At 69.0% G+C, this 20,132-nt stretch carries 15 protein-coding genes and 2 rRNA genes; 14 read left to right on the top strand and 3 right to left on the bottom strand.

Features of this window, described 5'->3' with window-relative positions:
* Window positions 1–7 precede the first annotated feature (7 nt).
* From ACH5HR_RS09205 to ACH5HR_RS09195, 3 genes are read right to left on the bottom strand one after another with little or no spacing between them, the layout of a single operon-like run.
* Window positions 8–787, bottom strand: coding sequence for an LLM class F420-dependent oxidoreductase (locus tag ACH5HR_RS09205; protein WP_416477525.1), 780 nt, complete (start codon window positions 785–787; stop codon window positions 8–10).
* On the bottom strand, window positions 784–1,623 hold the full coding sequence (locus ACH5HR_RS09200; RefSeq protein ID WP_416477524.1) for a methyltransferase domain-containing protein: 840 nt from the start codon (window positions 1,621–1,623) through the stop codon (window positions 784–786). The genes ACH5HR_RS09205 and ACH5HR_RS09200 overlap by 4 nt, the downstream gene beginning before the upstream one ends.
* Before the next feature lie 45 nt (window positions 1,624–1,668).
* Window positions 1,669–2,652, bottom strand: coding sequence for a quinone oxidoreductase family protein (locus ACH5HR_RS09195; protein ID WP_416477522.1), 984 nt, complete (start codon window positions 2,650–2,652; stop codon window positions 1,669–1,671).
* Window positions 2,653–2,687: 35 nt separating this feature from the next.
* Here ACH5HR_RS09195 and ACH5HR_RS09190 point away from each other — a divergent pair, with 35 nt between their 5' ends.
* From ACH5HR_RS09190 to ACH5HR_RS09125, 14 genes are all read left to right on the top strand, one after another.
* On the top strand, window positions 2,688–3,194 hold the full coding sequence (locus ACH5HR_RS09190) for a GNAT family N-acetyltransferase (protein ID WP_402375146.1): 507 nt from the start codon (window positions 2,688–2,690) through the stop codon (window positions 3,192–3,194).
* 54 nt (window positions 3,195–3,248) lie between these two features.
* Window positions 3,249–4,322, top strand: coding sequence for an N-acetyl-gamma-glutamyl-phosphate reductase (gene argC, locus ACH5HR_RS09185; protein WP_416477521.1), 1,074 nt, complete (start codon window positions 3,249–3,251; stop codon window positions 4,320–4,322).
* On the top strand, window positions 4,319–5,509 hold the full coding sequence (argJ, locus tag ACH5HR_RS09180) for a bifunctional glutamate N-acetyltransferase/amino-acid acetyltransferase ArgJ (RefSeq protein WP_402375142.1): 1,191 nt from the start codon (window positions 4,319–4,321) through the stop codon (window positions 5,507–5,509). The genes argC and argJ overlap by 4 nt, the downstream gene beginning before the upstream one ends.
* Window positions 5,506–6,468, top strand: a complete 963-nt coding sequence (gene argB / locus ACH5HR_RS09175; protein WP_402375140.1) for an acetylglutamate kinase — start codon at window positions 5,506–5,508, stop codon at window positions 6,466–6,468. The genes argJ and argB overlap by 4 nt, the downstream gene beginning before the upstream one ends.
* Window positions 6,465–7,721, top strand: a complete 1,257-nt coding sequence (locus ACH5HR_RS09170) for an acetylornithine transaminase (protein ID WP_416477520.1) — start codon at window positions 6,465–6,467, stop codon at window positions 7,719–7,721. Before argB ends, ACH5HR_RS09170 begins: the two co-directional genes overlap by 4 nt.
* Window positions 7,721–8,653, top strand: a complete 933-nt coding sequence (argF, locus tag ACH5HR_RS09165) for an ornithine carbamoyltransferase (protein ID WP_416477518.1) — start codon at window positions 7,721–7,723, stop codon at window positions 8,651–8,653. Before ACH5HR_RS09170 ends, argF begins: the two co-directional genes overlap by 1 nt.
* Window positions 8,650–9,186 (top strand): arginine repressor, encoded by a 537-nt coding sequence (locus tag ACH5HR_RS09160; RefSeq protein ID WP_402375135.1) that lies wholly within the window; start codon window positions 8,650–8,652, stop codon window positions 9,184–9,186. Before argF ends, ACH5HR_RS09160 begins: the two co-directional genes overlap by 4 nt.
* Before the next feature lie 46 nt (window positions 9,187–9,232).
* Window positions 9,233–10,462, top strand: a complete 1,230-nt coding sequence (locus ACH5HR_RS09155; protein WP_416477516.1) for an argininosuccinate synthase — start codon at window positions 9,233–9,235, stop codon at window positions 10,460–10,462.
* A gap of 2 nt (window positions 10,463–10,464) precedes the next feature.
* Window positions 10,465–11,931, top strand: coding sequence for an argininosuccinate lyase (gene argH, locus ACH5HR_RS09150; protein WP_416477515.1), 1,467 nt, complete (start codon window positions 10,465–10,467; stop codon window positions 11,929–11,931).
* The gene (locus ACH5HR_RS09145) at window positions 11,932–12,555 is read left to right on the top strand and encodes a uridine kinase family protein (protein ID WP_416477514.1); all 624 of its coding nucleotides are present in this window, start codon (window positions 11,932–11,934) and stop codon (window positions 12,553–12,555) included. It abuts the gene before it with no gap.
* Window positions 12,552–13,229: a DNA-3-methyladenine glycosylase gene (locus tag ACH5HR_RS09140; protein WP_416477512.1), complete on the top strand. Its 678-nt coding sequence runs from the start codon at window positions 12,552–12,554 to the stop codon at window positions 13,227–13,229. Before ACH5HR_RS09145 ends, ACH5HR_RS09140 begins: the two co-directional genes overlap by 4 nt.
* 85 nt (window positions 13,230–13,314) lie before the next feature.
* Window positions 13,315–14,574 carry a tyrosine--tRNA ligase gene (gene tyrS, locus ACH5HR_RS09135; RefSeq protein WP_416477511.1) on the top strand — a complete coding sequence of 420 codons (1,260 nt, stop codon included), beginning with the start codon at window positions 13,315–13,317 and terminating at the stop codon, window positions 14,572–14,574.
* A gap of 484 nt (window positions 14,575–15,058) precedes the next feature.
* A 16S ribosomal RNA gene (locus ACH5HR_RS09130) occupies window positions 15,059–16,584 on the top strand.
* Between the two features lie 428 nt (window positions 16,585–17,012).
* Window positions 17,013–20,125, top strand: a 23S ribosomal RNA gene (locus tag ACH5HR_RS09125).
* Together the 16S and 23S rRNA genes form the textbook arrangement of a ribosomal RNA operon.
* The last annotated feature ends 7 nt before the right edge of the window (window positions 20,126–20,132 follow it).

Raw genomic sequence — 20,132 nt, 5'->3', positions numbered from 1 at the left:
CGCACGGTCACTGACGCGCGTCGCGCCAGGCGACCCACTGCCGGACCAGGTCGAGGTCGAACTCCGGCCCGCTGGTGCCGATGGTGAACAGGGTGGCACCCGCGTCGACCAGGTCGTCGGCGATCTCCTGCGGGGGCCGCTTGACGCCGATGGATCGTTCGACCTGAGCGTCCGTGTCCCGGCCGACGTCGTCGCCGTGGGCCGCGAGCACGCGCGACTTGTGGCGCAGGGTCTCGGCGTCGCCGAACGAGTGCCACACGTCGGCGTGCTCGGCGACCAGTCGCAGCATCTTCTTCTCACCGCCGCCGCCGATGAGCAGCGGGATCTCGCGCGTGGGCGCGGGGTTGCCGGCCGCGAGGCGTGCACGGATGCGGGGGAGTGCCGCGGTGAGGTCGGCGATGCGCGTCCCGGCCGTGCCGAACTCGTAGCCGAACTCCCGGTAGTCCTTCTCGGCCCACCCGGCCCCGATGCCGAGGACGAGCCGACCGCCGCTGATGTGGTCGACGGTGCGCGCCATGTCGGCCAAGAGGTCGGGGTTGCGGTAGCCGTTGCCCGTCACGAGGGCGCCGATCTCGACCCGTTCGGTCTGTTCGGCCCAGGCGCCGAGCATGGTCCAGCACTCGAAGTGCTTGCCGTCGGGTTCTCCGGAGAGCGGGAAGAAGTGGTCCCAGTTGAACACGACGTCGACTCCGGCATCCTCAGCGCGAAGCACCGTGTCGCGGATCGTGGCGTAGTCGCCGTGCTGCTGACCGAGCTGATAGGCGATGCGGACGGGGCGTGAGGTCATGTCGGCACGCTAGCGCCGCGCGGTGCCTCGCTCAACGGGTGCACGGTGCGGCTCGCCACGGCGAAGACCCGCCGGAACTCCAGCGGCGTGCCGTAGGCCCGCTCGGGGTAGGCGTCCCGCAGCGCGGCACCGTACTCGTCCGCGAAGGCCGCCTGCAGTGCGGTGCCGTGGGTGTGGTCGTGCGCCGCCAGCGCCTGCAGCGTGGGCTGCGCCCCGGTCGCCGAGATCCAGCGGAGCACGGGGTCCGGGCCAGCCAGCACGTGCGTGTACGTGGTCTCCCACGCGTCGACGGTCCAGCCGGGCGCGGCGAGCAGGTCGAGGTACTCGGCCGGGTCCGCCGTCGCACGCCGGGGCACCGGTCCGACGACGGCGGCGTACGGCTCGCGGGCCGCCACCTCGCGGAGCAGGGCGTGGCTGGGCGCGTCGTGGTTGCCGGGGACCTGGAGGGCGAAGGTCTGGGTGGCGGTCGCGGCCAGGGGCCTCAGGAGGTCGCGGTGGCCGGGGACCCACTGCAGCGCGGCGTTGCTGACGACGAGGTCTGCGCGGGCCGTCGACGTGCGGTCGGCGGCGTGGTCCCGCAGGTCGGCGAGCTGGTACCGCGCCCGCGGGTCGTGGTTGTCCGCGGTCGCCCGCTCGATCATCGCGGGCGAGTCGTCGACGCCGAGGACGTCGGCGTCGGGCCAGCGTGCGCGCAGCAGCGCGGTGAGGTGCCCGGGACCGCAGCCGAGGTCGACCACGGTGGCGGGCTCTCCGGGGATGCGCGCGAGGAGCTCGGCGAACGGGCGGGACCGCTCGTCGGTGTATCGCAGGTAGGCGGCGGGGGACCAGTCGGCCACCGAAATCTCCCTTGACGTCAAGTATCTTGACATCAAGATACATCCCTACGGCAGCAGGAGCACCTTGCCGGTCGTCTTCCGACCCTCGAGGGCGGTGTGCGCCGCGGCGGCGTCCGCCAGCGGGTAGGTCGCCCCGACGCGGACCTCGAGGTCTCCACGAGCGGCGGCGCCGAGCACCTCGCCGGCCCGCCACTCGAGCTCGGCACGGGTCGCGGTGTAGTGCGCGAGCGTGGGGCGGGTGACGTACAGCGACCCGCCCGAGTTGAGCCGCTGCAGGTCGAACGGCGGCACCTGTCCGGACGCCCCGCCGAACAGCACCAGCGTGCCCCGTCGACGCAACGACGCCAGCGAGGCGTCGAAGGTGGCCGCACCCACGCCGTCGTACGCCACGTGCACGCCCGCGCCGTCGGTCAGCTCGTGGACGACGGCGGGCAGCTCGGCGGCGAGGTCGTCCATCGCCGCGTAGTCGATGGTGTGGGCCGCCCCTGCCGCGGACGAGAGCGCGGCCTTCTCCGGTGTCGAGACGGTGGTCAGCACCCGTCCGCCGCGCGCCGCGGCGAGCTGCGTCGCCAGGAGCCCGACGCCGCCGGCACCCGCGGTGAGGAGCACGTCGTGCCCCAGGCCCACCTCGAAGGTCGAGGCGACCAGGTAGTGCGCCGTCATGCCCTGCAGGGGCAGCGCGGCGGCGGTCGTCAGGTCGAGACCGGTCGGCACGCGGACCGCGACGTCGGCGCCGACCACGGCGAGCTCTGCGTACGACCCGGGCGCCTGGTGCCAGGCGACGCGGTCGCCGACGGCGAACCGGTCCACCCCCGGCCCGCACGCCTCGACCGTGCCGGAACCTTCCACACCGACCACGTGCGGGTAGTCCATCGGGTAGACGCCCGCACGGCGGTAGGTGTCGATGAAGTTCACGCCGGCGGCGGCCACCCGCACCAGCAGCTCACCCGGGCCGGGCTCCGGGTCGGGACGCTCGGTGTACTCCAGGACCTCGGGACCGCCCGCCGACCGGGCCACGACTGCACGCATGCTCCGAGCCTACGGCCCGCCCGTAGCCTGTGGTCGTGACCCTGGAGATCCGTGCCGCGACCGACGCCGACTGGCCGATCCTGTGGCCCCTCGTCGAGGCGGTCGTCCGTGCCGGCGAGACCTACGCCTACCCGCTCGACCTGACGTCCGAGCAGGCATGCGAGCTGTGGATGGAGCGTCCGCCGGGCCGCACCGTCGTCGCCGTGGACGACGACGAGATCCTGGGGACGGCGAAGATGGGGCCGAACCGCCCGGGCCACGGCGACCACGTCGGCACCGCGTCGTTCATGGTCGCGGACGCTGCGCGAGGGCGTGGTGTCGGCCGCGCGCTGGCCGAGCACGTGATCGACTGGCACCGGCAGGAGGGCTTCCTCGGTATCCAGTTCAACGCCGTGGTCGAGTCCAACACGGCGGCGGTGCGCCTGTGGCGGTCGCTGGGCTTCGAGGTGGTCGGCACGGTGCCCGGCGCGTTCCGCAGCCCCGCGCACGGTCGCGTCGGCCTGCACGTGATGTATCGCAGCCTCGGCCGACCTTCCACCTGACCACCACGTGGAATATCTTCACCGGCGTGCGCATAGGTATGTATAGTGTCGCGTATGGTCAGCACACCGGACGCCAGGTTCCGCGTCGCCGTCGCCGGAGCGTCCGGCTACGCCGGCGGAGAGTTCCTGCGCCTCGCCGCGGCGCACCCGCACCTCGAGATCGGCACCGTCACCGCGCACTCCAACGCGGGCAGCCAACTGGGCGAGGTGCAGCCGCACCTGCGGTCGCTGGCCGACAAGGTGCTCGAGCCCACCACGGCCGAGGCCCTCGCCGGCCACGACGTCGTCGTGCTCGGGCTGCCGCACGGCGCGTCCGGCGAGATCGCCGCCCAGCTGCCCGACGACGTCCTCGTCCTCGACCTCGGCGCCGACCACCGGCTGGCCTCTGCGGCGGACTGGGAGTCGTTCTACGGCTCCGCGCACGCCGGGACGTGGCCGTACGGGCTGCCCGAGCTGAGCCACGCGGACGGCACGCACCAGCGCGACCACCTGGCGGGGGTGCGCCGCATCGCGGTGCCCGGGTGCAACGTCACCGCCGTGACCCTCGGTCTGCAGCCGGGCGTCGCCGCCGGCCTCGTCAGCCCGACCGACGTCGTCGCCGTCCTCGCCAACGGGTTCTCCGGCGCGGGCAAGGCGCTCAAGCCGCACCTGCTCGCGGCCGAAGGCCTGGGCGCCGCCGTGCCCTACGCCGTCGGCGGCACGCACCGGCACATCCCGGAGATCGCCCAGAACCTGCGTACCGCGGGAGCGCCGGACGTCTCGATCAGCTTCACCCCGACGCTCGTGCCGATGTCGCGCGGGATCCTCGCCACGGTCACGGCGCGCCTTGCGCCCGGGCGCGGTGGCGCCACGTCCGCCGAGGTCCGCGCCGTGTGGGAGGAGGCCTGCGCCGACGAGCCGTTCGTCGAGCTGCTGCCGGAGGGGCAGTGGCCGTCGACGGCGGCGACCCTCGGCGCCAACGCGGCGTTGGTCCAGGTGGCTCTCGACGAAGGCGCCGGCCGTGTCGTGACGGTGACCGCCCTCGACAACCTGGTCAAGGGCACCGCCGGCCAGGCGGTCCAGGCCATGAACCTCGCCCTCGGCCTGCCGGAGACGGCCGGCCTGCGCACCGAAGGAGTCGCACCATGAGCGTCACCGCCCCGGCAGGATTCCGGGCCGCCGGCGTCGCCGCCGGCCTCAAGGACTCGGGCGGGCGTGACGTCGCGCTGGTCGTCAACGACGGTCCGCTGCGCACCGCGGCCGCCGTGCTGACGTCCAACCGCGTGCAGGCCGCCCCGGTGGTCTGGACGCGACAGGCAGTCTCGGACGGCGCCGCGCGCGCCGTCGTGCTGAACTCCGGCGGTGCCAACGCCTGCACCGGTCCCGAGGGGTTCGCCGACACGCACCGCACGGCCGAGCACGTGGCCGGGGTCCTGTCTACCGTTGCCGCCACGCCCGAGGAGGAGGTCGGGGCCGGCGACGTGCTCGTGTGCAGCACGGGCCTCATCGGCCTCCGGCTCGACCTCGACGCGCTGCTGAGCGGCGTGGACGCCGCCGCGGGATCGCTGACGGCCGACGGCGGCCCGGACGCAGCGCACGCGATCATGACGACCGACACGGTCGCCAAGACCGCGGTCGCCGAGCGGGACGGGTGGAGCGTCGGCGGCATGGCGAAGGGTGCGGGCATGCTCGCCCCCGGGCTCGCGACCATGCTCTCGGTGATCACGACCGATGCCGTCGTCGACCCGGCCACGGCCGATGCCGCGCTCCGCGCCGCCACCCGAACGACCTTCGACCGCGTCGACTCGGACGGCTGCATGTCCACCAACGACACCGTGATCCTGCTCGCGAGCGGTGCGTCCGGTGTCAAGACCGGCCTCGACGAGCTGACGGCCGCGGTCACCGAGGTCACCGCCTCGCTCGCGCGCCAGCTCGTCGCGGACGCCGAGGGCGCCAGTCACGACATCGCGGTCACCCTGCGGAACGCCACCACCGAGGACGCCGCGCTCGCGTGCGCCCGAGCGGTGACCCGGTCCAATCTCTTCAAGTCCGCCGTGTTCGGCAACGACCCGAACTGGGGCCGCGTGCTCGCGGCCGTCGGCACGGTGCCGCCCGAGGTCGCCCCATTCGACCCGCTGACGCTCGACGTCTCCATCAACGGCGTGCAGGTCTGCCGGGCGGGCGGCGTCGGTGCGCCACGGGAGCTCGTCGACCTGGCCTCCGACCGCGAGGTGCACGTGGAGGTCGACCTGCACGCCGGCGATGCGTCCGTGACCGTCTGGACCAACGACCTCACCCACGACTACGTCCACGAGAACAGCGCGTACTCCTCATGAGCGACCACGACACGGCGAGCGCCGCCGGACCCGCCTTCGACACCCGCACCGGCCTGCGCCCCGATCAGAAGGCCGAAGTCCTCATCGAGGCCCTCCCGTGGCTGCAGGAGTTCGCCGGCGCGCTCGTCGTGGTCAAGTACGGCGGCAACGCCATGATCGACGACGACCTCAAGGCGGCCTTCGCGCAAGACATGGTGTTCCTGCGCCAGGTCGGCCTGCGCCCCGTCGTGGTGCACGGCGGCGGTCCGCAGATCTCCCGGATGCTCGACCGCGTCGGCATCGCCTCCGAGTTCCGGGGCGGTCTGCGCGTGACCACGCCCGAGGCGATGGAGGTGGTGCGGATGGTCCTCACGGGCCAGGTCTCGCGCGAGCTCGTCGGGCTGATCAACGCCCACGCGCCCCGCGCCGTCGGGCTGTCGGGGGAGGACGGCGGGCTGTTCGGGGCCGTGCGCCGCCACGCCACGGTCGACGGCGAGCCCGTGGACGTGGGCCTCGTCGGCGACGTCGTCCAGGTCAACCCCTCGGCGGTGCAGGACCTGCTCGACGCCGGCCGCATCCCCGTGGTCTCCACCGTCGCTCCCGACATCGACGACCCCACCCAGGTGCTGAACGTCAACGCGGACACCGCCGCGGCGGCGCTCGCGGTGGCGCTCGGTGCGAAGAAGCTCATCGTGCTCACCGACGTCGAGGGTCTGTACACGAGCTGGCCCGACCGGGACTCCCTGGTGGAGCAGATCCCGGCCGGGGAGCTGGCGGCGCTCCTGCCGAGCCTGACGGCCGGCATGGTCCCCAAGATGGAGGCGTGCCTGCGGGCCGTCCAGGGCGGCGTGCCGCGCGCCTCGGTCATCGACGGCCGCCAGCCCCACTCCGTGCTGCTGGAGGTCTTCACCTCCCGTGGCAACGGCACGATGGTCGTGCCCGACGTCCCGCTGCGAACCGACCAGGAGCTCACCCCATGAGCGAGATCACCAGCACCGGCCGTGACCTGAGCGCCCCCGGGTGGACCGAGGCGTACACCCGATCGGTGATGGACACCTTCGGCCCGCCGCAGCGCATCCTCGTGCGCGGCGACGGAGCCTACGTGTGGGACGTTGAGGGCACGCGCTACCTCGACCTTCTCGCCGGCATCGCGGTGAATGCTCTCGGCCACGCGCACCCCACCCTCACGGCGGCGGTGAGCGCGCAGCTCGGCACGCTCGGGCACGTGTCGAACTTCTTCGCCACGCCCACGCAGATCACGCTGGCCGAACGCCTGCTGCAGATCGCCGAGGCGCCCGAGGGGTCCAAGGTCTTCTTCACGAACTCCGGCACGGAGGCCAACGAGGCGGCGTTCAAGATGACGCGCCGCACCGGGCGCACCCGGGTCCTGGCTCTCGAGGGCGGGTTCCACGGACGGACCATGGGCGCGCTCGCCCTGACGCACAAGCCCGGCTACCGCGAGCCCTTCGAGCCGCTGCCGGGCGACGTCGAGCACCTGCCCTTCGGCGACACGGACGCGCTGGAGGCTGCGTTCTCCCCGGCGGCCGTCGCCGAGCGGGGTGAGGTCGCGGCCCTGGTGGTCGAGCCGGTGCAGGGTGAAGCGGGTGTCCGGGCACTGCCCGAGGGCTACCTGGCGCTGGGACGCCGGCTCACCAGCGACGCCGGCGCGCTCCTCGTGCTCGACGAGGTGCAGACCGGCATGGGACGCACCGGCGCCTGGTTCGCCTTCCAGCACCCGGAGATCGGCGGGGGCGTCGTGCCCGACGTCGTCACGCTGGCCAAGGGCCTCGGTGCCGGGTTCCCCGTGGGCGCGGTCCTGGCGCTCGGGGAACAGGCGGCGACGCTGCTGGGCCGCGGGCAGCACGGGACGACGTTCGGCGGCAACCCGGTGGCCGCGGCCGCCGGCCTCGCCACGATCGGCGTCATCGAGCGCGACCGGCTGCTCGCCCGCGCCCACGAGGTCGGTAAGGTGCTGCGCCGGGCGATCACCGCGGGCGGCAACCCCCTGGTGACGGGCGTCCGCGGGCACGGCCTGCTCCTGGCGGTCGAGCTCGCGCGTCCCGTGGCACCGCAGGTCGCCGCCGCGGCACTCGACGCCGGACTGATCGTCAACGCCGTCGCGCCGGACGCCGTGCGGCTCGCCCCACCACTGGTCCTGACGGCCGATCAGGCCCTGGACGCCGCGCGCTTCTTCGCCGGTGTGACCGTCCCCGAGAACCCGGAGGAGGAATGATGCCCCGTCACTTCCTGCGTGACGACGACCTCACGCCGGCCGAGCAGCGCGAGGTGCTCGAGCTCGCGATGGCGTTCCGTGAGGACCGCACCGTGCGCACCCCGCTGGCCGGACCCCAGGGGGTGGCCCTCGTCTTCGACAAGCCGACCCTGCGCACCCAGGTCTCCTTCTCGACAGGGATCGCCGAGATGGGTGGCTTCCCGGTCACGGTCGACGGGCGGCTCGCCCAGATCGGGGTACGGGAGTCCGTCGCGGACGTCACCCGCGTGCTGGACCGGCAGGTCTCCGCGATCGTGTGGCGGACGTTCGGTCAGGCTCGGATCGAGGAGATGGCCGCCGTCTCCCGGGTGCCCGTGGTGAACGCGCTGACGGACGACTTCCACCCCTGCCAGCTCCTGGCCGACCTGGTCACGATCGCGCAGCACCGCGGCGGGATCGCGGCCCTGCCGGGCCAGCGGCTCGTCTACGTCGGGGACGCGGCGAACAACATGGCGGTCTCGTACCTGCTCGCCGGGGCGACCGCCGGACTGCACGTCGTCGTCTGCGGCCCTGACGGCTACCTCCCGACCGATGACGTCGTGGCCCGCGCCGACGGGATCGCCGCGACCACGGGCGGCTCGGTCGCCGTGACCACGGACGCCGCGGCCGCCGTCGTCGGCGCCGACGTCGTGGTGACCGACACCTGGGTGTCGATGGGCGACGAGGACGAGGCCACCCAGCGGGTCGCCGACCTCCTGCCGTACCAGGTCACGCCCGACCTCATGGCGGGAGCGAAGGACGACGCCCTCTTCCTGCACTGCCTGCCGGCCTACCGCGGCAAGGAGGTCGCCGGCGAGGTCATCGACGGCCCCCGGTCCGTCGTCTGGGACGAGGCGGAGAACCGTCTGCACGCCCAGAAGGCCGTCCTGACGTTCCTCCTGGAGCAGCGATGAGCGCGACGCCCGCCCACGGCCCGCTCACCACCAAGGCGGCGCGGCACGCGCGCATCGTCGAGATCGTGCGGCGCACCGCGATCCACTCGCAGGCGGAGCTCGCCCGCGAGCTCGCCGACGAAGGGCTGTCCGTCACCCAGGGCACGCTCTCGCGCGACCTCATCGAGCTGCGTGCCGAGAAGGTCCGCAGCGCGGACGGCTCGCTCGTCTACGCCGTGCCCGGCGAGGGCGGCGACCGCAGCGTGCAGGCCCCCGGCGTCGGCGGCCACGACTCCGGCTACCTCGCGGCCCGCCTGGCCCGGCTCTGCGCCGACCTCCTGGTCTCGGCCGAGGCGTCCGGCAACCAGGTCGTGCTGCGCACACCGCCCGGGGCCGCGAACTACCTGGCCTCCGCCATCGACCACTCCGTCTTCCCCGGGGTCCTCGGCTGCATCGCCGGGGACGACACGATCCTGGTGATCGCCCGGGACCCGGCCGGCGGCGACGAGCTCGCCGCACGGTTCCTCGAGCTCACGGCGTCACCGGACGCCTGAGCCTGTCAGACTCGACCCCTCAACCGCACAGCAAGGATGAAGTTTCATGACTGAACGCGTGGTGCTCGCCTACTCCGGCGGCCTGGACACCTCCGTCGCGATCGGCTGGATCGCCGAGGCGACCGGTGCCGAGGTCGTCGCCGTCGCCGTCGACGTCGGCCAGGGCGGTGAGGACATGGAGATGATCCGCCAGCGCGCCCTCGACTGCGGTGCCGTCGAGGCGTACGTGGCGGACGCGCGCGACGAGTTCGCCGACGAGTACTGCATGCCGGCGCTCAAGGCGAACGGCCTGTACCTCGACCGCTACCCGCTCGTCTCCGCGATCTCGCGTCCGGTCATCGTCAAGCACATGGTGCGGGCCGCCCGCCAGTTCGGTGCGCAGACGGTGGCGCACGGGTGCACCGGCAAGGGCAACGACCAGGTCCGCTTCGAGGTGGCCACCACCTCGCTCGCGCCGGACCTCAAGACGATCGCCCCGGTGCGCGACCTGGCGCTGACGCGGGAGAAGGCGATCGACTACGCGGAGAAGCACGACCTGCCGATCGCGACGACGAAGAAGAACCCCTTCTCTATCGACCAGAACGTGTGGGGCCGGGCCGTGGAGACCGGCTTCCTCGAGGACATCTGGAACGAGCCCACCAAGGACGTCTACTCCTACACCGACGACCCCACGTTCCCGCCGGTCGCCGACGAGGTCGTCGTGACCTTCGCCGAGGGCGTGCCCGTCGCGCTGGACGGGGTCGCGGTCTCCCCGCTCCAGGCGATCATGGAGATGAACCGCCGGGCCGGTGCCCAGGGCGTGGGCCGGATCGACATCGTCGAGGACCGCCTCGTGGGCATCAAGTCTCGCGAGGTCTACGAGGCGCCGGGCGCCATGGCGCTCATCGCGGCGCACCAGGAGCTCGAGAACGTGACTCTGGAGCGCGAGCAGTCCCGCTTCAAGAAGGGCGTCGAGCAGCGCTGGTCCGAGCTGGTCTACGACGGCATGTGGTTCAGCCCGCTGAAGAAGAACCTCGACGTGTTCGTCGACGAGACGCAGAAGTACGTCTCGGGCGACATCCGCCTCGTGCTGCACGGCGGCCGCGCCACCGTGACGGGGCGCAAGTCCGAGGCCGCGCTCTACGACTTCAACCTCGCGACGTACGACGAGGGCGACTCGTTCGACCAGTCGCACGCCAAGGGCTTCATCGAGATCTACGGTCTCGCCGCCAAGCAGGCCGCGGCTCGCGACGAGCGCTTCGGCAACGGCGTCGACTTCGGCACCGGAGACCTCTGACCATGGCCGACATCGAGAAGCGGTCCGACGGCGGCGCGGGGCCGAACGACGCGGTCGCTGCGCCGGCGTCGGTGAGCCTGTGGGGCGGCCGGTTCGCCGGCGGCCCCTCGCCGGAGCTCCAGGCGCTGTCGCAGTCGACGCACTTCGACTGGCGGCTCGCGGTGCACGACGTCGCCGGGTCGCGGGCGCACGCCCGGGTCCTGCACCGAGCCGGCCTGCTCGACGACGACGAGCTCACCGGCATGCTGGAGGCCCTCGACCGGCTCGAGGCCGACGTCGAGTCCGGCGCGTTCCTTCCCCGGCTCGGTGACGAGGACGTGCACACCGCCCTCGAGCGGGGCCTCATGGAGCGCGCCGGGGACGAGCTCGGTGGCAAGCTCCGTGCCGGCCGGTCGCGCAACGACCAGATCGCCACGCAGGTGCGGATGTACCTGCGCCAGAACGCCCGCCTGATCGCCCAGCAGGTCGTCACGGTCGTCGACGAGCTCATCACCCAGGCGGAGGCGGCCGGCGACGCGGTCATGCCCGGCCGCACGCACCTGCAGCACGCTCAGCCCGTGCTGCTCGCGCACCACCTGCTGGCGCACGCGTGGCCGCTGCTGCGCGACGTGGACCGGCTCATCGACTGGGACGTGCGCGCGGCCCGCTCGCCGTACGGGTCGGGAGCGCTCGCGGGGTCGTCGCTGGGTCTGGACCCGGCCGCGGTGGCCGCCGAGCTGGGCTTCGACGGTCCGGTCGAGAACTCGATCGACGGCACCGCCGCCCGGGACGTGGTCGCGGAGTTCGCGTTCGTCGCGGCGATGATCGGGGTGGACCTGTCGAGGTTCTCCGAGGAGATCATCGCGTGGAACACCAAGGAGTTCGGGTTCGTCCGCCTCGACGACTCCTGGTCGACCGGGTCGAGCATCATGCCGCAGAAGAAGAACCCGGACATCGCGGAGCTCGCGCGCGGCAAGTCCGGCCGGCTGATCGGCGACCTGACCGGGCTCCTGGCGACGCTGAAGGGCCTGCCGCTCGCGTACAACCGCGACCTGCAGGAGGACAAGGAGCCGGTCTTCGACCAGGTGGACACGCTCACCGTCCTGCTGCCGGCCTTCGCCGGCATGGTCCGGACGCTGACGTTCGACACAGGCCGCATGGCGGAGCTCGCACCGCAGGGGTTCTCCCTGGCCACCGACGTCGCCGAGTGGCTGGTGCGCTCCGGCGTGCCGTTCCGGGTCGCGCACGAGGTCGCGGGCGCTTGCGTACGGGTCTGCGAGGAGCGCGGCATCGAGCTGTGGGACCTCTCGGACGCCGACCTCGCGGCGGTGTCGAGCCATCTGACGCCGGCGGTGCGCGAAGTGCTGACGGTCGAGGGGTCCGTCGCGTCCCGGGACGCCGTGGGCGGCACCGCACCGGCGCGGGTCACGGAGCAGCTCGAGGCCGCGAAGGAGCGTGCCACCGAGTTCAGGTTCTGGGCCGAGGGCTGAGTGAGCGTCGGCGCGGAGGTGCTCGCCGCCGTCGTGCAGCAGGTGCACGACGGCGTCCCGCGTCTGCCCGGGCCGGGTGCGTCCGCCCCGTGGCGGACCACCCGGCTCGTCTGCGTCGACGGCCCTGCGGGGTCGGGCAAGACGACCCTCGCCACCCAGCTGGCTTCCGAGCTCGTCTGCCAGGTGGTGCACATGGACGACCTCTACGAGGGCTGGGAGGCCGGGCCCGACGGCGGCGCGGCACGACTGCGCTCGTGGGTGCTGGACCCGCTGGCGGCGGGCAGTGCGGGGGAGTACCGGCGGTTCGACTGGGAGGCCGGGACGTACGCCGAGGCGCACACCGTGCCACCGGCGCCCTTCCTCGTGGTCGAGGGGTGCGGGGCTGCCGCGCGGCAGGTCGACCCGTGGGCCGTGCTGCGGATCTGGGTCGAGGCCGGCGACGAGGAGCGGCTGCGGCGCGGCCTCGCGCGCGACGGTGCGGCGGCGCGGCCCCACTGGTTGAGGTGGATGGCCGACGAAGCAGCGCACTACGCTGCGGAGCAGACCCGCGCGCGGGCCGACGTCCACCTCGACGGCTTCGGCCGGTCGCGCACGACGGCGCCGGAGTCACGGGAGGCGATATGACGGGTACGACGGCGGGCACCTCGCGGACGGCGACCGTGCCGTGGCAGGTCCCCGGCCCGGCCTGGTACGACCGGGACGTGCACACCGTGGCGCGCGACCTGCTCGGCGCCTACGTCACGCGCCGGACGCCCGAGGGCGAGGTCACTCTGCGCCTGACGGAGGTCGAGGCGTACGCCGGGGCCGTCGACCCGGCGTCGCACGCCTACCGGGGCCGCACCGAGCGCAACCGGTCCATGTTCGGCGGGCCCGGCCGCCTCTACGTCTACCGTCACCTCGGCCTGCACCACTGCGTCAACGTGGTGTGCGGGCCTGTGGGCAGGGCCTCGGCCGTCCTCCTGCGTGCTGGCGAGGTCGTCGCGGGCACCGAGCTGGCGCGTGCGCGTCGCACGGCGGCGGGCCGGTGCGACTCCGACCGGCAGATCGCTCGTGGCCCCGCGCGGCTCACGGTCGCGCTCGCGCTCGACCGTGGGGACGACGGCGCGGGCGTGACCGACGCCGAGGGCGCCGTCGTCGTGCACCTGCCGGTGGACCCGTTGCCGCGCGCCGTCGCGACCGGACCACGCGTCGGTGTGGGCGGCGAAGGTGCGGACCCGTCCAGGTTCGGGTGGCGGTCGTGGCTCGTCGACGAGCCGACCGTGTCGGCGTACCGACCGGTGTCGCGCCGGGGGCGCTGAGACACGCGCGGGGCCGGCCGGCGGATCGGGCACACTAGGTGGGCGGCTCGGCCGGGCCGCGACGAACCACCCCGAGGAGCACACGGTGACCGACGTTCTCGATGAGCTGCACTGGCGAGGCCTGGTGGCGCAGACCACCGACGAGGCTGCGCTGCGCGACGCGCTCTCGGAGGGGCCGATCGCGTACTACTGCGGCTTCGACCCGACGGCGCCGAGCCTGCACCACGGTCACCTCGTCCAGCTCATCCTGCTGAGGCACCTGCAGCGTGCCGGGCACAGGGCTGTCGCGCTGGTCGGTGGGGCGACGGGGATGATCGGGGACCCTCGTCAGTCCGGCGAGCGGGTGCTCAACACCAAGGAGACCGTCGCCGAGTGGACGGAACGTCTCAAGGCGCAGATCTCCCGCTTCCTCGACTTCGACGGCGACAACCCGGCGGTCCTGGTCAACAACCTCGACTGGATCGACGGGATGTCGGCCATCGACTTTCTGCGCGACGTGGGCAAGCACTACCGCCTGGGCACCATGCTGGCCAAGGACACGGTGGCGCGCCGGCTGAGCTCGGACGAGGGGATCAGCTTCACCGAGTTCAGCTACCAGATCCTGCAGGGCATCGACTTCCTGGAGCTCTACCGTCGCCACGGGGTCACCCTGCAGACCGGTGGCAACGACCAGTGGGGGAACCTGCTCTCCGGGGTCGAGCTCGTGCGACGCTCCGAGGGCGAGACGGTCCATGTCATGACGACGCCGTTGATCACCAAGGCCGACGGCACCAAGTTCGGCAAGACCGAGGGTGGCGCGGTCTGGCTGGCGCCGGACCTGATGAGTCCGTACGCCTTCTACCAGTACTGGCTCAACGCGTCCGACTCGGACGTCGTGCCGTGGCTGAAGATCTTCACGTTCCGGACGCGCGAGGAGATCGGGGACCTCGAGCGTGAGGTGGCGGACCGCCCCTTCGCTCGCATCGCCCAGAAGACGCTCGCCGCGGACGTCACCACCCTGGTGCACGGCGCCGCGGCGACGGAGGCGGTGGTCGCCGCGAGCCAGGCGCTGTTCGGCCGGGGCGAGCTGACCTCGCTGGACGCCGAGACGCTGGGGGCCGCGACGGCGGAGCTGCCCCGCGCCGAGGTGCAGGTCGGGACGCCCGTGCTCGACGCGCTCGTGGACAGCGGCCTGGTGGCGTCGCGCGCCGCCGGTCGACGGGCGGTCGCGGACGGCGGCGCCTACGTCAACAACGTCAAGGTCGAGTCGGAGGACGCTCTCCTCCGGGCGGAGGACCTGCTGCACGGCCGGTACGCGGTGCTGCGGCGGGGCAAGAAGACCCTCGCTGTCGCGGACGCCGGCTGACCGTCCGGACCGGAAACATGCTCTGGCCTGCGGATTTGGTCCGGGGGCCGGAGCATGTGTAATGTTCTGGTCGTTCGCCCGAGAGGGAGGCACGGACACCGAGGAGACAGCCCACGGGCTGGGTACCGGTGGCCGGTCCCGCGGGTGGACCACCTCGAACCTTCAGATCGGGTACAGTAGTGTGCCCGATCGATCGAGGACCCACCCGATCCAGGTCGGCCGGCGCTCACGGAGCGAAGGTTGACCAAGAGGATCGGACCGGGTAAGGTTGAAGGGTTGCCCCGGACGGGGTCGGAGCGGTTGTTCCGGTCTTGGATGGTGTGCGTCGGTTGTTTGAGAACTCAACAGTGTGCTTGATAGTCAATGCCAAATTTTGAACCTTTTTGGTTCCTTTGGACTGGATTGAACAGCTAGTCTGTTTGGTCTGGCCAGTATCGATAGGCGACTGGCGGCTCTTTCGGGGGTTGTTGGTTGTTTTCTCTCTTTTACGGAGAGTTTGATCCTGGCTCAGGACGAACGCTGGCGGCGTGCTTAACACATGCAAGTCGAACGGTGAAGCCCAGCTTGCTGGGTGGATCAGTGGCGAACGGGTGAGTAACACGTGAGCAACCTGCCCTCCACTTCGGGATAAGCCTTGGAAACGGGGTCTAATACCGGATATGAGCATCTGCCGCATGGTGGGTGTTGGAAAGTTTTTCGGTGGGGGATGGGCTCGCGGCCTATCAGCTTGTTGGTGGGGTGATGGCCTACCAAGGCGTCGACGGGTAGCCGGCCTGAGAGGGCGACCGGCCACACTGGGACTGAGACACGGCCCAGACTCCTACGGGAGGCAGCAGTGGGGAATATTGCACAATGGGCGAAAGCCTGATGCAGCGACGCCGCGTGAGGGATGACGGCCTTCGGGTTGTAAACCTCTTTCAGCAGGGAAGAAGGCCTTCGGGTGGACGGTACCTGCAGAAGAAGCGCCGGCTAACTACGTGCCAGCAGCCGCGGTAATACGTAGGGCGCAAGCGTTGTCCGGAATTATTGGGCGTAAAGAGCTCGTAGGCGGTTTGTCGCGTCTGGTGTGAAATCCCGAGGCTCAACTTCGGGCTTGCATCGGGTACGGGCAGACTAGAGTACTGTAGGGGAGACTGGAATTCCTGGTGTAGCGGTGGAATGCGCAGATATCAGGAGGAACACCGATGGCGAAGGCAGGTCTCTGGGCAGTCACTGACGCTGAGGAGCGAAAGCATGGGGAGCGAACAGGATTAGATACCCTGGTAGTCCATGCCGTAAACGTTGGGCACTAGGTGTGGGGCTCATTCCACGAGTTCCGTGCCGCAGCTAACGCATTAAGTGCCCCGCCTGGGGAGTACGGCCGCAAGGCTAAAACTCAAAGGAATTGACGGGGGCCCGCACAAGCGGCGGAGCATGCGGATTAATTCGATGCAACGCGAAGAACCTTACCAAGGCTTGACATGCACCGGACGCTGCCAGAGATGGTGGTTCCGCAAGGTCGGTGCACAGGTGGTGCATGGTTGTCGTCAGCTCGTGTCGTGAGATGTTGGGTTAAGTCCCGCAACGAGCGCAACCCTCGTCCCATGTTGCCAGCGGGTTATGCCGGGGACTCATGGGAGACTGCCGGGGTCAACTCGGAGGAAGGCGGGGATGACGTCAAATCATCATGCCCCTTATGTCTTGGGCTTCACGCATGCTACAATGGCCGGTACAGAGGGCTGCGATACCGTAAGGTGGAGCGAATCCCAAAAAGCCGGTCTCAGTTCGGATTGGGGTCTGCAACTCGACCCCATGAAGTCGGAGTCGCTAGTAATCGCAGATCAGCAACGCTGCGGTGAATACGTTCCCGGGCCTTGTACACACCGCCCGTCAAGTCACGAAAGTTGGTAACACCCGAAGCTCATGGCCCAACCGGTTTTCCGGGGGGAGTGGTCGAAGGTGGGACCGGCGATTGGGACTAAGTCGTAACAAGGTAGCCGTACCGGAAGGTGCGGCTGGATCACCTCCTTTCTAAGGAGCACATACTGCTCGCTGCGGGGCTTGCCTCGTGGTGGGTGGTCATGCACAGCTGCTGTAGGCGCCGAACGTGCGTCTGGTGGTTGCTCTGGGTGGAACATTGACGAACGTCGGTCCGCTGGTGCGGTCGGCTGCTAGTACGTCTGCTGCTCTTGGGTGGTGGTCTGGAACGTGGTCGGCGTGGCTGGTGGGTTGGTTGAGCACACTGTTGGGTCCTGAGGCAACCGGCCATGGAAGTGGTCGGGGCTTGTCCTCGGATGGATACGGGTCGTTGGTCTGGTGCAGACCGCTCCACGGTTGTGGGGGTGGGTGCACCGGTGGGCCGGCGGGACCGTCCGTTGCTTGAGAACTGCACAGTGGACGCGAGCATCCCAGATGTTCAAGTATTATTCTTGGATTTCTGTAGCATATTTGTAGTGTGTGTCGAAGTTTTTAAGGGCACACGGTGAATGCCTTGGCACTAGGAGCCGAAGAAGGACGTTGTAGCCTGCGTTAAGCCTCGGGGAGCTGGCAAACGAGCTGTGATCCGAGGATGTCCGAATGGGGGAACCCGGCCGTAGTCATGTGCGGTCACCTGTACCTGAATTCATAGGGTGCAGGGGGGAACGTCGGGAAGTGAAACATCTCAGTACCGGCAGGAAGAGATATTCCGTGAGTAGTGGCGAGCGAAAGCGGATGAGGCCAAACCATATGCGTGTCAAGCTGTCAGGCGTTGCGTGTATGGGGTTGTGGGACCTTTCGAGGATCACTGACATGGTCCTGACCAGTAAGAAAGTCGTGTCATAGTCGAACCGCATTGAAAGGCGGACCGTAGAGGGTGGGAGTCCCGTAGACGAAATGGCGTGGCCTGGTGAAGGGGATCCCAAGTAGCACGGGGCCCGAGAAATCCCGTGTGAATCTGGCAAGACCACTTGCTAAGCCTAAATACTACCTAGTGACCGATAGCGGACAAGTACCGTGAGGGAAAGGTGAAAAGTACCCCGGGAGGGGAGTGAAATAGTACCTGAAACCGTGTGCCTACAATCCGTCGGAGCCTCCCTAGCAGGGGTGACGGCGTGCCTTTTGAAGAATGAGCCTGCGAGTTAGTGCTCGGTGGCGAGGTTAACCCGTGTGGGGAAGCCGTAGCGAAAGCGAGTCCGAACAGGGCGATGCAGTCGCCGGGTCTAGACCCGAAGCGAAGTGATCTAGCCATGGGCAGGTTGAAGCGCCGGTAAGACGGCGTGGAGGACCGAACCCACTTAGGTTGAAAACTGAGGGGATGACCTGTGGTTAGGGGTGAAAGGCCAATCAAACTTCGTGATAGCTGGTTCTCCCCGAAATGCATTTAGGTGCAGCGTCACGCGTTCCTTACCGGAGGTAGAGCTACTGGATGGCCGATGGGCCTCACCAGGTTACTGACGTCAACCAAACTCCGAATGCCGGTAAGCCAGAGCGTGGCAGTGAGACTGCGGGGGATAAGCTTCGTAGTCGAGAGGGAAACAGCCCAGACCACCGGCTAAGGCCCCTAAGCGTGTGCTCAGTGGGAAAGGATGTGGAGTTGCACAGACAACCAGGAGGTTGGCTTAGAAGCAGCCACCCTTGAAAGAGTGCGTAATAGCTCACTGGTCAAGTGATTCCGCGCCGACAATGTAGCGGGGCTCAAGTACACCGCCGAAGCCGTGGCACTCACACTTTACCCAGCATCCCCTTGAGGGGTGTTCAGGTGTGTGGGTGGGTAGGGGAGCGTCGTGTGGGCAGTGAAGCCGCGGAGTGATCCAGCGGTGGAGGCCACACGAGTGAGAATGCAGGCATGAGTAGCGAAAGACGGGTGAGAAACCCGTCCGCCGAATGACCAAGGGTTCCAGGGCCAGGTTAATCCGCCCTGGGTAAGTCGGGACCTAAGGCGAGGCCGACAGGCGTAGTCGATGGACAAGGAGTTGATATTCTCCTACCGGCGAAGAACCGCCCATACCGAGCCCGGTGATGCTAACCACCCCGGACCACCACCGTCACCTTCGGGTGACACCGGTGGCGAGGCGTGGGACCCGAACCGGTAGTAGGTAAGCGTGTTAACAGGGGTGACGCAGGAAGGTAGCCCGGCGTGGCGATGGTAGACCACGTCCAAGGCCGTAGCCGGCTTCGTAGGTAAATCCGCGAAGCACACACGGTGAGAGCTGACGGTGACCGCACAAGCGGGAATCGGGTGATCCTCTGCTGCCAAGAAAAGCCTCGACGCGAGGTTCTAGCCGCCCGTACCCCAAACCGACTCAGGTGGTCAGGTAGAGAATACCAAGGCGATCGAGCAAATCGTGGTTAAGGAACTCGGCAAAATGCCCCCGTAACTTCGGGAGAAGGGGGGCCCGAACTGTCCAACCCCTCGCGGGTGACGGCAGCAAGGGCCGCAGAGACCAGGGAGAAGCGACTGTTTACTAAAAACACAGGTCCGTGCGAAGTCGCAAGACGATGTATACGGACTGACGCCTGCCCGGTGCTGGAAGGTTAAGAGGACGGGTCAGCCTTCGGGCGAAGCCCAGAATTTAAGCCCCAGTAAACGGCGGTGGTAACTATAACCATCCTAAGGTAGCGAAATTCCTTGTCGGGTAAGTTCCGACCTGCACGAATGGCGTAACGACTTCTCCGCTGTCTCAACCGCGAACTCGGCGAAATTGCACTACGAGTAAAGATGCTCGTTACGCGCAGCAGGACGGAAAGACCCCGGGACCTTTACTATAGCTTGGTATTGGTGTTCGGTGCGGTTTGTGTAGGATAGGTGGGAGACTATGAAGCCCGCGCGCCAGCGCGAGTGGAGTCATCGTTGAAATACCACTCTGACCGCATCGACCATCTAACCTCGGTCCGTGATCCGGATCAGGGACAGTGCCTGGTGGGTAGTTTAACTGGGGCGGTTGCCTCCCAAAATGTAACGGAGGCGCTCAAAGGTTCCCTCAGCCTGGTTGGCAATCAGGTGTCGAGTGCAAGTGCACAAGGGAGCTTGACTGTGAGACCGACAGGTCAAGCAGGGACGAAAGTCGGAACTAGTGATCCGGCGGTGGCTTGTGGAAGCGCCGTCGCTCAACGGATAAAAGGTACCCCGGGGATAACAGGCTGATCTTCCCCAAGAGTCCATATCGACGGGATGGTTTGGCACCTCGATGTCGGCTCGTCGCATCCTGGGGCTGGAGTAGGTCCCAAGGGTTGGGCTGTTCGCCCATTAAAGCGGCACGCGAGCTGGGTTTAGAACGTCGTGAGACAGTTCGGTCCCTATCCGCTGCGCGCGCAGGAAACTTGAGAAGGGCTGTCCCTAGTACGAGAGGACCGGGACGGACGAACCTCTGGTATGCCAGTTGTTCCGCCAGGAGCACCGCTGGTTCGCTACGTTCGGAAGGGATAACCGCTGAAAGCATCTAAGCGGGAAGCCTGCTTCAAGATGAGGTTTCCATCCCCCTCGTGGGGTGAAGGCACCCAGCTAGACCACTGGGTAGATAGGCCGGAAGTGGAAGACAGGACCAACGACTGTCGCAGCTGACCGGTACTAATAAGCCAACAACTTCAACACAACACAC

Origin of the sequence: Isoptericola maris, from assembly GCF_048065335.1 — a bacterium.
GTDB classification, from domain to species: Bacteria; Actinomycetota; Actinomycetes; order Actinomycetales; family Cellulomonadaceae; genus Isoptericola; species Isoptericola rhizosphaerae.
This window is presented reverse-complemented; position numbering and strand designations above follow the sequence as displayed.

Bases quoted from the DNA above. Each gene is read 5' to 3' on its own strand.
- ACH5HR_RS09205 (WP_416477525.1), bottom strand. From the start codon at position 787: ATGACCTCACGCCCCGTCCGCATCGCCTATCAGCTCGGTCAGCAGCAC.
- ACH5HR_RS09195 (WP_416477522.1), bottom strand. From the start codon at position 2,652: ATGCGTGCAGTCGTGGCCCGGTCGGCGGGCGGTCCCGAGGTCCTGGAG.
- argC (WP_416477521.1), top strand. From the start codon at position 3,249: ATGGTCAGCACACCGGACGCCAGGTTCCGCGTCGCCGTCGCCGGAGCG.
- argJ (WP_402375142.1), top strand. From the start codon at position 4,319: ATGAGCGTCACCGCCCCGGCAGGATTCCGGGCCGCCGGCGTCGCCGCC.
- argB (WP_402375140.1), top strand. From the start codon at position 5,506: ATGAGCGACCACGACACGGCGAGCGCCGCCGGACCCGCCTTCGACACC.
- ACH5HR_RS09170 (WP_416477520.1), top strand. From the start codon at position 6,465: ATGAGCGAGATCACCAGCACCGGCCGTGACCTGAGCGCCCCCGGGTGG.
- argF (WP_416477518.1), top strand. From the start codon at position 7,721: ATGCCCCGTCACTTCCTGCGTGACGACGACCTCACGCCGGCCGAGCAG.
- ACH5HR_RS09160 (WP_402375135.1), top strand. From the start codon at position 8,650: ATGAGCGCGACGCCCGCCCACGGCCCGCTCACCACCAAGGCGGCGCGG.
- ACH5HR_RS09155 (WP_416477516.1), top strand. From the start codon at position 9,233: ATGACTGAACGCGTGGTGCTCGCCTACTCCGGCGGCCTGGACACCTCC.
- argH (WP_416477515.1), top strand. From the start codon at position 10,465: ATGGCCGACATCGAGAAGCGGTCCGACGGCGGCGCGGGGCCGAACGAC.
- ACH5HR_RS09140 (WP_416477512.1), top strand. From the start codon at position 12,552: ATGACGGGTACGACGGCGGGCACCTCGCGGACGGCGACCGTGCCGTGG.